Source organism: Aeromonas media (assembly GCF_020423125.1).
GTDB lineage: Bacteria > Pseudomonadota > Gammaproteobacteria > Enterobacterales > Aeromonadaceae > Aeromonas > Aeromonas media.
The window spans coordinates 600,001-613,920 of the sequence record NZ_CP075564.1 but is presented as its reverse complement, the minus strand read 5'-3'; the positions used below and the strand labels follow the sequence as shown (position 1 = coordinate 613,920).

General features: G+C 46.4%; 7 protein-coding genes, 1 tRNA gene, 2 rRNA genes and 2 pseudogenes (1 of these 12 only partly in view). 8 read left to right on the top strand and 4 right to left on the bottom strand.

The genetic code is table 11. From position 1 onward, the window contains the following. Positions 1-24: 24 nt before the first annotated feature. From KI797_RS02975 to KI797_RS21075, 7 genes are all read left to right on the top strand, one after another. Positions 25-1,821, top strand: a complete 1,797-nt coding sequence (locus KI797_RS02975; protein WP_084205412.1) for a diguanylate cyclase domain-containing protein — start codon at positions 25-27, stop codon at positions 1,819-1,821. Between the two features lie 68 nt (positions 1,822-1,889). Continuing rightward, positions 1,890-2,870 carry an IS5-like element IS5 family transposase gene (locus tag KI797_RS02970; RefSeq protein ID WP_026141181.1) on the top strand — a complete coding sequence of 327 codons (981 nt, stop codon included), beginning with the start codon at positions 1,890-1,892 and terminating at the stop codon, positions 2,868-2,870. A gap of 562 nt (positions 2,871-3,432) precedes the next feature. Then, positions 3,433-4,983, top strand: a complete 1,551-nt coding sequence (locus KI797_RS02965) for a methyl-accepting chemotaxis protein (protein WP_042000910.1) — start codon at positions 3,433-3,435, stop codon at positions 4,981-4,983. A gap of 8 nt (positions 4,984-4,991) precedes the next feature. Continuing rightward, positions 4,992-5,582: a chemotaxis protein gene (locus KI797_RS02960; RefSeq protein WP_226171359.1), complete on the top strand. Its 591-nt coding sequence runs from the start codon at positions 4,992-4,994 to the stop codon at positions 5,580-5,582. Between the two features lie 9 nt (positions 5,583-5,591). Continuing rightward, positions 5,592-5,816: a response regulator gene (locus KI797_RS21130; protein WP_216822666.1), complete on the top strand. Its 225-nt coding sequence runs from the start codon at positions 5,592-5,594 to the stop codon at positions 5,814-5,816. A 13-nt stretch (positions 5,817-5,829) separates the two neighbouring features. After that, positions 5,830-9,456: an EAL domain-containing protein gene (locus KI797_RS02950; protein ID WP_226171357.1), complete on the top strand. Its 3,627-nt coding sequence runs from the start codon at positions 5,830-5,832 to the stop codon at positions 9,454-9,456. Positions 9,457-9,458: 2 nt separating this feature from the next. Continuing rightward, complete coding sequence (locus KI797_RS21075) at positions 9,459-10,748, top strand: methyl-accepting chemotaxis protein (protein ID WP_109112957.1); 1,290 nt, start codon at positions 9,459-9,461, stop codon at positions 10,746-10,748. A gap of 50 nt (positions 10,749-10,798) precedes the next feature. On the opposite strand, the pseudogene KI797_RS02935 reads toward KI797_RS21075, so the two are convergent. Continuing rightward, a pseudogene (locus KI797_RS02935) lies at positions 10,799-11,843 on the bottom strand (IS481-like element ISAs19 family transposase). Positions 11,844-11,980: 137 nt separating this feature from the next. Between KI797_RS02935 and KI797_RS02930 the strand changes: the two are divergent. Continuing rightward, a pseudogene (locus tag KI797_RS02930) lies at positions 11,981-12,178 on the top strand (integrase core domain-containing protein); the annotation flags it as partial. Between the two features lie 135 nt (positions 12,179-12,313). Here the strand turns inward: KI797_RS02930 and KI797_RS02925 are convergent. From KI797_RS02925 to KI797_RS02915, 3 genes are all read right to left on the bottom strand, one after another. Further along, a tRNA-Asp gene (locus tag KI797_RS02925) sits at positions 12,314-12,390 on the bottom strand. A gap of 97 nt (positions 12,391-12,487) precedes the next feature. After that, a 5S ribosomal RNA gene (gene rrf / locus KI797_RS02920) occupies positions 12,488-12,602 on the bottom strand. 124 nt (positions 12,603-12,726) lie between these two features. Continuing rightward, a 23S ribosomal RNA gene (locus KI797_RS02915) occupies positions 12,727-13,920 on the bottom strand; it runs 1,696 nt beyond the window's last position.

Genomic DNA, 13,920 nt, shown 5'->3' with positions numbered 1-13,920 from the left:
ATTCGCGATTTAATAGGTGCAAAGATGGTTAACTGGAAAAAATATCCAACGACGTTTCAGCTATATTTGTACTCCATGTTTTTCATTGTAGTGTTACTTATCGGCAGTTTTATTGTTGTTGCTCATGAACAAGCCCGTTATCAACAAGCCGTAAAAAGTAGGGAAACATCAATTCGTTTGGCTGAAGAGTTGCGACAGTCTTCCAGTGATTTAGCGCGTTTGGTCAGAACTTACGTTATTACAGGTAAACCTGAATATAAAGAACAGTTTCAAGCAGTAGTCGAAATCCGTGATGGCAAAAGACCAAGGCCACACAACTACAGTTTGGCGTACTGGGATTTCAAGGCGATCGAGGCAGCTGCAGAAATTGATGAAACCAAACCACAAGAGATAGCCGTCCCGTTGGTGGAGTTAATGCGACAGGCCGGAGTGACGAAAGCTGAGCTGGAAAATTTGAAAAAGTCAAAAGCTCGTTCAGACGAATTAGTTGATTTGGAAAACAGAGCTATGGCTCTGTTTGAAGAACAACCCCCTACATCAGCGCAAAAACGTGATCAGGCTTTGGCAATGCTTGCTGACAATCACTTTATGGCGATGAAAGCTGAGGTTATGCGGCCTATTATTGAAACAGAGCAGATGATCATTGCCAGAACTCAGTATGAAGTCACAATGACAAATCAGCGCTTGCAGTTAGCGACAGCGGCATTATTTGTGCTTGGCGCTTTTTTGATCTTACTGATCTTTAAGGTGGGGCAAGAGCTCAGAAGAATCATCGGTTGTTCAATCCAGGATTTACAACAGACTATCACTGTTATTGGTAGTGGAGATTTTTTGACACCTATTCAGGTCGATAAAAAATACTCTGACAGCGTTCTTTCCTGGATTGCGCAGACACAGCGTAAACTGGCCGAACTAAATTTGGCACACTTTAAAGCTATAGTGGATTCATCAGATGATGCCATTATCAGTAAGAACATCAATGGCATAGTTGCAAGCTGGAATCAGAGTGCCGAAGTTATATTTGGTTATACAGCAGACGAGATGATAGGTCAGTCATTAAAAAACATTATTCCACCGGACCGTTTACATGAGGAGCCCGGCATTCTTGCCAGTATCTCGCGGGGAGAAAAAGTGAACCATTTTGAAACCCAGCGTATGCATCGTGATGGTCATTTAGTAGATGTGTCTGTCACCATTTCACCGATTTATAACGCTGAGGGTCAAGTCATCGGTGCTTCAAAAATAGCTCGTGATATCAGTATGGCAAAAGCTGCTGAGGCTGAAATTCACCGCTTAGCATTTTATGACTCGTTAACGGGCTTGGCCAATCGGAGTCTATTAAATGACAGACTCAGTCAGGCAATTATCAAGTCCTGCAGAGACAGCAGGGTATTTGCGTTACTGTTTTTGGATTTAGATAATTTCAAAATTCTCAATGACACTAAAGGACATGACGCTGGTGATGAATTATTAAAAGAAGCGGCATTAAGATTAAAAGAGGTCGTGCGGGATAGTGACACTGTAGCCAGGTTTGGGGGGGATGAATTTGTTGTGTTGCTGAACGGTCCAGCTGAATGTTCAGCCGATCCTGATACTTGGGTCTGTAACGTTATTAACAAAGTGATTCAACGGCTTGCAGAGCCTTATCATGTCGCAGGAATCGTACATTGTTGTACTGCAAGCGTTGGCGCTACATTGTTCCGTGGGCAGCAATATACTGCAAGCGATTTGTTAAAACAGGCTGATCACGCTATGTATGAAGCAAAATATTCCGGAAAGAATTGCTTTAAAATATTTGATATGAATGATGGCGTTGTCTAAGGAAGGTGCGAACAAGTCCCTGATATGAGATCATGTTTGTCATCTGGAGCCATGGAACAGGGTTCATCATGAGTCATCAGCTCACCTTCGCCGACAGTGAATTCAGCAGTAAGCGCCGTCAGACTAGAAAAGAGATTTTCTTGTCCCGCATGGAGCAGATTCTGCCATGGCAAAACATGGTGGAAGTCATCGAGCCGTTTTATCCCAAGGCTGGTAATGGCCGGCGACCTTATCCGCTGGAAACCATGCTACGCATTCACTGCATGCAGCATTGGTACAACCTGAGCGATGGCGCGATGGAAGATGCTCTGTACGAAATCGCCTCCATCCGTCTGTTTGCCCGGTTATCCCTGGATAGCGCCTTGCCGGACCGCACCACCATCATGAATTTCCGCCACCTGCTGGAGCAGCATCAACTGGCCCGCCAATTGTTCAAGACCATCAATCGCTGGCTGGCCGAAGCAGGCGTCATGATGACTCAAGGCACCTTGGTCGATGCCACCATCATTGAGGCACCCAGCTCGACCAAGAACAAAGAGCAGCAACGCGATCCGCAGATGCATCAGACCAAGAAAGGCAATCAGTGGCACTTTGGCATGAAGGCCCACATTGGTGTCGATGCCAAGAGTGGCCTGACCCACAGCCTAGTCACCACCGCGGCCAACGAGCATGACCTCAATCAGCTGGGTAATCTGCTGCATGGAGAGGAGCAATTTGTCTCAGCCGATGCCGGCTACCAAGGGGCGCCACAGCGCGAGGAGCTGGCCGAGGTGGATGTGGACTGGCTGATCGCCGAGCGCCCCGGCAAGGTAAGAACCTTGAAACAGCATCCACGCAAGAACAAAACGGCCATCAACATCGAATACATGAAAGCCAGCATCCGGGCCAAGGTGGAGCACCCATTTCGCATCATCAAGCGACAGTTCGGCTTCGTGAAAGCCAGATACAAGGGGTTGCTGAAAAACGATAACCAACTGGCGATGTTATTCACGCTGGCCAACCTGTTTCGGGCGGACCAAATGATACGTCAGTGGGAGAGATCTCACTAAAAACTGGGAATAACGCCTTAAATGGCGAAGAAACGGTCTAAATAGGCTGATTCAAGGCATTTACGGGAGAAAAGATCGGCTCAAACTGAAAAAATGAAATGACTGAGTCAGCCGAGAAGAATTTCCCCGCTTATTCGCACCTTCCCTAGATCTGTACAGGTTATGTTTACGATTGATCTCAGAGCGAGTTTCTTCGACAAGGGTAAGGTGTTCAATCAACGTCATAGCGCGTGCCTCCTGCATGGAGACGCGATTAGATCACAGACGATCTGCCTGTTCAAATTTCATTAACAAAGTGCGATCCCGCCCTGTACCACTGATGGGGTTAGGTCGTACAACATTTGACATCAATGAACTCGTAGCAAATGCGAAGTTGATAAATCAAAAACTTAATCGGTAATGTAAACGTTTAAACACACCCCGCCTAGCATAGGAAATAAGGATAGTTCAATCAGTTTGCACAAATTCGGTGCATATAAATATTTACTAATAGATCTAGGTTGATACACCTACATGATGTAAGATGTATTTAGTAAGCTAAAAATACACACCGATGCTATCTATGCGTAAAAACCTCCCTGTTACATCTAACGAAAAAACTTTCCCATCGTCTGTGAAGCTGATTTCAGTTACGGATAAAAACGGCAATATTGTTGATTGTAATGACGCTTTCGTTGAGGTAAGCGGATTTTCCAGGTCGGAGTTAATTGGCCAGCCACATAATATTGTTCGACACCCCGATATGCCAGCGATGGCTTTCAAAGTGATGTGGTCACATCTAAAAGAGGGTAAAGCATGGATGGGGTTGGTTAAGAACCGTTGTAAGAATGGTGACTTTTACTGGGTAGACGCTTATGTGACACCCGTGACAGCTAATGGACAAGTTATTGGGTACGAATCTGTTCGATCAAGCCCAAGAGCAGAAGATGTACAAAGAGCAGACAGATTATACCGCCGCTTGAGTGCGGGAAGTAATTTACCTAAACCGTTACCTATATCGCTGCCTAACATTTTTTTAATGGTGTCTGTCGCTATCGCGCTTGCGACATTCTTTCTTGGTTACAAAGAGTTATCAGAGAGTTTGTTGCTCGCCGTCATTGCGATCTATGCAATTTGGGTCAATGTGAAAGACCACGCCAGAGCGTCTGACTTAAAGAAATTACTAAGCCGTTCTTTCTCGCATGAACTCGCAGTTCTCACCTACACCAATAAGTCCGGACTTACTGGCGCATTAGAAGTCTCTGTATTGAGCCAGCAAGCTCATCTGACAACTATTATCAACCGCATTGATGATGCCGCGAAAAGAGTATCGCGCGAAACACTTTCCTCATTTGACTTGGTTAAACAATCTAAGCAGGTTATTGATCACCAGCAATCTGAAACGATTCAGGTTGCTACAGCGATGAATGAGATGACGACAACTATTTCAGAGGTATCGCATCATGTTTCCAATACCGCTTCACAAGCTGATAAAGCATTTAATCTGGCCGAAACCGGTGGAGGACTATCCAAAACAACAAGCGCCTCTATTGAAAAACTTAGAGCAACTGTCCAGACCATTTCGAAATCCGTTGTTGATGTAGAGCTACAAACGACGAAAATTGCCCAAGCAGCTCAAGTAATTGAACAGATTGCTGAACAGACCAACTTACTTGCGCTAAATGCTGCTATCGAGGCAGCGCGTGCCGGCGAGCAAGGCCGAGGTTTTGCCGTGGTTGCTGAAGAGGTGCGTAATCTTGCAAAACGTACCCAAGATTCTACGAAAGAAATATACGGGATTGTCAGAGCTCTCTCACTAAAATCCAGCGAGGCCGTTAAAGTAGCTGAATCAGGTGCTTCTGACGCTGACGAGGGGCTGTCAAAAGTCATTGAGAGTGGAGATATGCTGCAAGGAATCGTTGCCTCAGTCGGGCATATATCCGATATGACGACACAGATGGCAGCAGCTGTAGAGGAGCAAGCTCATGTGGCTGAAGATATCAATCGCCAGGTTGTAAGTATTTCAACATTGGCCGATGAAAGCGCCAATTCTGCTGATAAAGCAGCAAGCTCTCTAGAGCACCTTAAGAAAATATCTGAAGAGCTACACGAGCTGGTGGTGCGTTTTAAATGAATATGTTAATGAAGTCTATTGACCAAAGGACAAATCTGGCAGGTCAAAATCGCTTTGAAATGCCAGGAGCCCATTCTTTTATAAAGGGCATTGCGCAGCTTCGTGGCAATCCAGTTATCGTTATCGACCTGAGTGAAGCTACGACAGGTAAGCCGATACGTTATCCCGAACAGGCTTTTGTGATTGTGACGGAATACAACCGCCATATCCAAGGCTTTCTGGTTTCGGCAGTTGATAGCATCGTTAATCTTAACTGGAGTCAAATTCAACCTCCACCTCAAGGATCAGGGCAAAGTCATTACCTAACTGCAGTGACAGAGATTGAAGGCAAGCTCATTCAAGTCATAGATGTTGAAAAAGTGTTCTCGGAGATCATGCCCAACGACCATGAAATTGAAGCTGAAACGGCGCAACAGCTTAAAGGGTTCAACACCTCTGAGATTGAAGTATTGGTTGTGAATGATTCAGCAGTGGCCAGAAATCAGATCAAACGCGTGTTAGACAGTGTAAATATCCCGTCTAAAGTGGTTCATGATGGCCAATCTGCACTTCAATATTTACAAGACTTTGCGGAAAAACATAAAGCAGTAATTGCATAGAGAATACCTTTGGTCATTTCTGATATTGAGATGCCAATAATGGATGGCTCTACACTGACATCCGCGATTAAATCTGAACCACTTCTAAAAGATATTCACGTCGTTTTGCACTCTTCATTAAGTGGTGTGTTTAACGAGTCTATGGTTAAGAAAGTCGGCGCAGACCAATTTATCGCTAAGTTTCATCCCGATGAATTATTACAAGCAATCAATCACTGGTTGTTAATGAAGTAAAGACAGGTGCGCTATGAGAGTGGAAGAAGTACTAAAGCGATTAAACATCAACCCGGTCTCTTTTGATGAGCGTAAAGCTCTTATTAATCTTTCAACTACCGAGATTCAATTGCTCGAAGCCATTCATAAACCACTTTATGCCTATGAGAATGAGCTTATTCATGCTTTTTATCAGCATCTTTTAAAGTTTGACCATGCATCGAAAATGCTGCATGACGTTAACCTAATGGGAAAACTTCAAGAGACACAAAAACTGTACTTTAGGAAATTAACTGCCGGCGATTATGGATTCGACTACGCCCAAGATCGTATTAGAGTGGGCATTGCGCACCAAAGAGTTGGTTTGACGCCACAATGGTATATTGGGGCTTACGGTGTTTACTTAGATCTCGTTTGTAAATTCGTCAGTGTGATATTGAATAGCGATAAGGAGCGTATCGAGCCAACGTTAACTGCGCTCTACAAAGTCGCGCTGCTGGATATCACCCTCGCCTTTGACGCCTACATGTACGCTAGCCACCAGACACTTGAGCAGTCCAGGCAGCAGATTTCTGACAAATACGATTTTCAAATTCGCACTAGCAATGCCATCGCTAAGATTCAGCGCGCTTTTATACTGAATGAGTCGTATGGCAGTGCACTTAGCCTTTTACTTAATGAGCTCATCGCTCTGACAGATAGTCAGTTCGGTTTGATTGGTGAGGTGCGGGAAGACTCGCAACTACGACCATATCTGAAAGTCAGCGTCTTGACAAATAGCAGCTGGGATCATCAAACCCGTGAGCTATATGAAAAAAGTAAGGCGGATGACTTAGAGTTCCATAATCATCACAATTTACTGGGTGAAGTATTAACAACCGGCCAAGCTGTTATCTCAAACAATCCTCAGGATGATTCTCGTGCTGGTGGCACACCACATGGTCATCCCAAGCTCTCCTCCTTCCTTGGATTACCAATTAAACATAATGGTAAGTTGATTGGCATGGTCGGTCTGGCTAACGCAGCCAACGGCTATGAACAATCTGACGTTGAGAAACTGAACCCCATCCTCGAAACCTTGGAATCGCTGTCTGAAGCAAGAGAGATTAAAAATAAACTTGCTCTGATACTGGAAGAGAACGCCCGCCTTGCATTAGTTGCTACACAGACTGTGAACGGAGTAATGATCTTAGATTGTGATTACAACATCACTTGGTGTAATGCTGGCTTCGAACGAATCTTTGGTTATTCTTTGGAGGAGCTTGCGGGTCAATCGCCGTGGGCAACATTAACTGGGCCACAGACTAACAGCTTTGACCTTTTGAAGTTACAAAAAGCTGTCGCAAAGAGAAAGTCTATTGAAATTGAATTACTTAAATATCGAAAGAGTGGAGAGACCTTCTGGAGTCGCATTAGTTGCAACCCTACGTTTAATGAGCTTGGAGAGCACTCGGGGTATATTTCGGTTGAGCTGGATATAACTCAAGAGCGCTTGAGGCAGGACGAACTGACCAGCTTTAAAAGTGTTGTGGATCAAATCGCTGATGCCGTCCTATTTTTTGATGCCGAAACGTTGGACATTTTATATGCCAACCTTGCTGCACAGCGTCAACTTGGGCGGAGTTGGGCGATGCTACAAATTATGAAGCCCTACGAATTTAAGCTGAGCTACGATTCACAATCGTTCGATCGGCTTTTGAAGCCACTCAAAATGGGTGAGGTGGAGCTGCTGCATTTTGTTACCCAACATCACAAAGGGGATGGCAACATCTATCCTGCAGAAATTAGTATGCAGATTGTACAAACCGCGTTTAACCAAAAAGTCGTCGTCAATATAATTCGAGACATCTCGGCGCAGCTTGATTATGAAAGACTCAAAAGTGAAAACGAAAAGCGCTTGGTGAAGTTGCTGCATAAATCAGAGGATGCGATGGGCATAATCAGCCCAGATTTTGTGATTACCGATTGTAATGATGCAGCCGCTAAACTTTTTTGCTTGTCTGACCGCAAAGCGCTGATTGGCTTGTCGCCTATTCAATTTTCACCATTGAGCCAGGGTAAAAACAACAGCGAAGAGCTCGCCAAAGTTCTTTTAAATAAAGCCTCAACAGAGGGCTACCAGCGTTTTGAATGGCTTCATATCACTAAACAAGGTCACCATCTACCGATAGAGGTAACGCTCATTCCAGTCATCTACCTTGGAAAAAACGCTATCCTGGTAATTTGGCGTGATTTAAGTGACATTAAAGCCAAAGAGCATCGCATCAAGCAATTGGCATTTTTTGATGAGCTAACGGGACTGGCTAATAAACATTTATTCTCTGACCGAGTTAAATACCTACTTAAAATTGCACAGAGACATCAATATACCATCGCGATTGTATATATCGACCTGGTTAATCTTGAAGACATTAACGAAACAATGGGATACGAAGCGGGTGATGCAGTCATCCAAGCGGTCGGTCGCAGATTAGCAAAAACCATCCGCGGTGCAGATACTTTAGTGCGTTGTATCTTTGAGAACGAGGACTGCCAGACTTTACCTATCGTCAATGACATAGATCGAGAGTTTGACTCCTTAGCCCGTTTAAATTCTGATGTTTTTGCGCTTGCAGCCGTTCTATCTAATCCCGATGCGGCATCAATAATGGTCAACAGGTTACAACAAGCTATCGCTGAGCCGCTCGAAATTCTAGAGGGTGAAGTCAGTATCAATGCAAGAGCTGGAATTGCTTTATATCCTCAGGATGCGGATACCTTTGATGCAATAACACGAGGTGCCAATATAGCACTTAATATGGCCAAAGAGTCCGGTTTACCCAGTTGCTATTTTAATATTGAAGTGGGTGAAAGGATTCAGAAAAAATCAATTATCTCAAAGCAACTTGAGAGAACCTTACTCTCCTATCCTGAAAATCTGCGAATCGTCCTTCAACCTCAAGTTTGTTTAAAAACATATAAGTTAGTCGGTGCTGAGGTTCTGGTGCGCTGGAGAGACGAAGAGCTTGGCGAAGTTTCGCCAGGATCCTTTATTCCAATTGCTGAAGAGCGAGGGTTAATCAATAAGTTGACGCATCTCGTATTAGAACGTGTTATTGAACTGAAACGCAGTTGGCAGAAAAAAGAAGTGTTCTCGCAAGAAAATTTGCGTTTCAAGCTCGCCCTTAATATTTCAGCGAAAAGCTTTGATGATGAGTCTGCAATTTATGGTTTTTTAACTTTGATAGAGCTCGCAGGGTTAGAGCCAAATGATTTTGAGCTTGAGCTTACCGAAACAGGGCTTATGCGTGATCCCGATAAAGCAATATCAACTTTAAATATGATACGAAGTAAAGGTTTTTCGATTGCCATTGATGACTTTGGTATGGGGCATTCTTCATTAAGTTATCTAAAAAACATCAATGCGGATGTGCTGAAAATTGATATGCACTTTATCAAGTCAATACGTGAAGATGAGAAAAACCTCGCCATTGTTAAAACCATTATTTCAACAGCAAAGATTTTTGGCTTGAAAACTCTTGCTGAGGGAATTGAAACTCAAGAAATTGCGACGCTACTGGCAGAACTGGGTTGTGATTGGGGGCAAGGTTACTACTTCGATAAACCTCTCTCTGTTGAGCAGTTTGAAAAATTACTTTTGAGCTATAAAAGAGAATACTGATTATGTTCGACTTTCTAAAGAAAACACCCACTTTAACAGAACCACTAAAAGTTTCTGATGAAAAACTCCTCTTTAATGCCATGTTAAACGCTACCGCGATGGTGATTTTTAATCATTCAGGCGAAATACTTGAAGTGAGTCAGAAGTTTGCTGACTTTATGGGGTACAGTAAACAGGAACTTCTGGGCCAGCATCACCGCATTTTGTTTGAGACTGCCTATACATCGAGGCCCGAGTATACAACCTTCTGGCGAAATCTCCTTGAGGACAAACCGCTGCGAGATACCTTTAAATATATAAAGAAGAATAGAGAAACTATCTTTGTCGGCGCACGTTATGTGCCAATTAAGGATGCACAAGGTAAGGTGTATCGTGTTGTTAAATTGGCTTTTGATGTCACCGCGCAGCATAATGAATCTTCATCGCAGAATGCCGTTTTTACTGCACTTAACCGCTCTCAGGCTGTAATTGAATTCACCCCGGATGGCATAATCACCAATGCTAACCAGAATTTTCTTAATGCAATGGATTGCAAACTGGAACAGATAAAGGGTAAACACCACAAAATCTTCTGTGATGAAAACTTTTATCGTGATAACCCAAATTTCTGGCGCAACTTGGCTAACGGTAACTATCAGGCAGGTCGATTTCTAAGAAGAAGTCTGTCTGGCAGGAGCGTCTGGCTTGAAGCAACTTACAACCCCATTCTTGATGGGCAAGGTAAAGTCTATAAAGTGATAAAATTTGCGTCAGATATTTCTGAGCGCGTCAATAACGCCATTAATACAGTGAACCTCGCGGCGCAAACATCCGAAAAGACATCGGCGTTAACAACAACGGCAATGCGAGAGCTGGATAACAGCGTGAATACCAGTGTTCAAATCGCATCACAGGTTGAAAATACTGCACAAGTTGGTCAAGAGCTAAATCTGAAGTCAAAAAATATTCAGGAAATAGTTACTACTATACGTTCCATTGCCGATCAGACAAACTTATTGGCACTTAATGCGGCGATTGAAGCTGCAAGAGCCGGAGATTCCGGCAGAGGGTTCGCAGTTGTTGCAGACGAAGTAAGAAAGCTTGCCGCCAGATCGGCCTCCGCAACCTCCGACATTGCGGAGGTCGTAAAAGAGAACGCGGGACTCATTGATAAAATTGACACCGGTTTAAAAGAAATCAATGTGATAGCGAAAAAAGGTCATGAATCTATCGAGCATGTCGAAAAAGCTATCGAGAGTGTAAATGCGAGTATCAGCGAGCTTGTTGCAACAGTTGAAGCCTTGAAACCCTAGCTGTACAGATCTAGTTATCACCTGACACCGGCCTCAAACCGGTGTCTTGTTTACGCTACTTTAGTGCGCACTTCCTTCGGTATCAATTTCAGACCCTTCTTGAACATGCTGTAGGGGGTCTGACCCTCCATCATCCTGCCCTGATGTGGCCGCTGGGTGTTGTAGTGTTCCAGGTAGCTATCCAGGTCTGTCTGCATCTGTTCTACCGACTCATACCAGGTCGTCCTCCCCTTGATACGGAAGTGCTCATCCAGCAGGGTGCGATGTAGCCGCTCGATAAAGCCATTGCTCTGCGGCCTGCGTACCTTGGTGGTCCGGTGCTCAATCCCCTCCAGTTGCAGGAACAGCTCGTAGGGATGATGGTCAGGGCGCCCACAGAACTCGCGCCCGTTGTCCGACAGGATGGTATAGACCCGAGCCTCATGGGCTTCGAAGAACGGCAGGACCGTTTCGTTGAGTGAGCACATGAACCGAGGTCACCGGCAGCTTGCTGGTGTAGAGCCGTCCCCAGGAGTGGCGGCTGTAGCAGTCCAGCACGGTTTGCAGATACACCTTGCCTACCCCCTTGAGTGCGCCGACGAAGAAGGTGTCGACCGCCACCAGTTCCCCGGTGTAGTGAACCTCAATTTGGCGTTCGCGAAACTCGGGGCTGAAGCGCTCGAGCAGGCGGATCTGCTCGTCATTGAGCTCAATCGTCTGTTCCCTATGGGTTTTCTCGAGGCGCAACAAGCGGTCATGCTTGGAGAGCAAGTCGTGACGTTGCCACACGCCACGCACACCGCCCGCACTGACGTTGATGCCTTGCAGAGCCAGTTCTTGCGCGACCCGCAGCGGGCCATGAGTTGGTCTGGTGAGGGAGTAATCGAGGATGGCCTGTTCAATCTCGGGAGCGACCCGATTGGGATGAGCCCCTTTACAGCCGGGCAATTTGTCGAGCAATCCCTCGGCGCCATAGGTCTGGTAATTACGGCGAATTTCGTAGAACTGCTGACGGCTGTAGCCGATGAGCTTGCAGGCTTTGCTGACATTATTGAGCTCTTTGGCGAGCTCTAGCAGGCTGAGTTTGCGACGTGCTACTTTCTCGTTGGTGGTCATACGGTGACTCCAGATAACACGGTAGGGGTACCGTTTTGTTATCCGGTTTGAAGCCGTATGACCACTCCCTTTTGTGGGCAACTGTCAGGTGAATACCATCTCCATACACCCTAGCCTTACTAAAATAACTCGGACACCTGGGTGTCACGCCCTCGCGGGGACGGCCTCGGGTAAGCAACGATAATCCGTACTCGGAGTCATTGTTCAGGACGCTGAAGTACTGTCCGCAGTGGCCATCAGACGGCTTTGCCAGTCTGGAAGCGGCCAGGGAGTGGGTGCGCGACTTTATGGCCTGGTATAACGAAGAGCACCGGCATAGCCGTATCCGCTTCGTCGACCTCCGGTCAAATCAGGGGGTTGGTCACGAAATGGTCACCGTTTGGTCACGGTCACGAACATCAAGCGGGCATTTCAAACTGCAGATATGAAAAAAAGCCCAACCTGTTCAACAGGTTGGGCTTTCTATTTAGTGGCGGAGCGGACGGGACTCGAACCCGCGACCCCCGGCGTGACAGGCCGGTATTCTAACCGACTGAACTACCGCTCCGCTGTCTGGTTAGCTTTTTGCTAAATTGTTTGCCGTTTCAATGAGGTGTCATCCTCTCGGCCAACGTCGTGATGTGCACGGCGCTGTTTAATTGGGTGCCTGGCAGTGTCCTACTCTCGCATGGCGAATGCCACACTACCATCGGCGCTACCGCGTTTCACTTCTGAGTTCGGCATGGGATCAGGTGGTTCCACGGCGCTATGGCCGCCAGGCAAAAAACTTCATCTGGAAAGCTGACGTGAGTAACGACTGATTGGCTATTGCCTGGTCGCTATCACTGAATTAGGTAGTAGTCTCGCACTTGCTACAAGGCCAGAAACACTTCTTGGGTGTTGTATGGTTAAGCCTCACGGGTAATTAGTATGGGTTAGCTCAACACGTCGCCGCGCTTACACACCCCACCTATCAACGTTGTGGTCTCCAACGGCCCTTTAGGACCCTCAAGGGGTCAGGGATGACTCATCTCAGGGCTCGCTTCCCGCTTAGATGCTTTCAGCGGTTATCGATTCCGAACTTAGCTACCGGGCAGTGCCACTGGCGTGACAACCCGAACACCAGAGGTTCGTTCACTCCGGTCCTCTCGTACTAGGAGCAACTCCCTTCAATCATCCAACGCCCACGGCAGATAGGGACCGAACTGTCTCACGACGTTCTGAACCCAGCTCGCGTACCACTTTAAATGGCGAACAGCCATACCCTTGGGACCGACTTCAGCCCCAGGATGTGATGAGCCGACATCGAGGTGCCAAACACCGCCGTCGATATGAACTCTTGGGCGGTATCAGCCTGTTATCCCCGGAGTACCTTTTATCCGTTGAGCGATGGCCCTTCCATTCAGAACCACCGGATCACTATGACCTACTTTCGTACCTGCTCGACCTGTCCGTCTCGCAGTTAAGCTGGCTTATGCCATTGCACTAACCTCCTGATGTCCGACCAGGATTAGCCAACCTTCGTGCTCCTCCGTTACTCTTTGGGAGGAGACCGCCCCAGTCAAACTACCCACCAGGCACTGTCCGCGAGCCCGATTCAGGGCCCTGCGTTAGAACATCAAACATACAAGGGTGGTATTTCAAGGACGGCTCCAGCGCAACTGGCGTCACGCCTTCAAAGCCTCCCACCTATCCTACACATGTAGGTTCAATGTTCAGTGCCAAGCTGTAGTAAAGGTTCACGGGGTCTTTCCGTCTAGCCGCGGGTACACCGCATCTTCACGGCGAATTCGATTTCACTGAGTCTCGGGTGGAGACAGCATGGCCATGGTTACACCATTCGTGCAGGTCGGAACTTACCCGACAAGGAATTTCGCTACCTTAGGACCGTTATAGTTACGGCCGCCGTTTACCGGGGCTTCGATCAAGAGCTTCGCTTGCGCTAACCCCATCAATTAACCTTCCGGCACCGGGCAGGTGTCACACCCTATACGTCCACTTTCGTGTTTGCAGAGTGCTGTGTTTTTGATAAACAGTCCCAGCCATCTGGTCACTGCGACTCCCAACTGCTCCATCCGCAAGGGACTTCACTGTCAAG

Coding starts and splice junctions, on each gene's coding strand:
- KI797_RS02970 (WP_026141181.1), top strand. CDS start 1,890: ATGAGTCATCAGCTCACCTTCGCCGACAGTGAATTCAGCAGTAAGCGC.
- KI797_RS21075 (WP_109112957.1), top strand. CDS start 9,459: ATGTTCGACTTTCTAAAGAAAACACCCACTTTAACAGAACCACTAAAA.
- KI797_RS02950 (WP_226171357.1), top strand. CDS start 5,830: ATGAGAGTGGAAGAAGTACTAAAGCGATTAAACATCAACCCGGTCTCT.
- KI797_RS02965 (WP_042000910.1), top strand. CDS start 3,433: ATGCGTAAAAACCTCCCTGTTACATCTAACGAAAAAACTTTCCCATCG.
- KI797_RS02960 (WP_226171359.1), top strand. CDS start 4,992: ATGAAGTCTATTGACCAAAGGACAAATCTGGCAGGTCAAAATCGCTTT.
- KI797_RS02975 (WP_084205412.1), top strand. CDS start 25: ATGGTTAACTGGAAAAAATATCCAACGACGTTTCAGCTATATTTGTAC.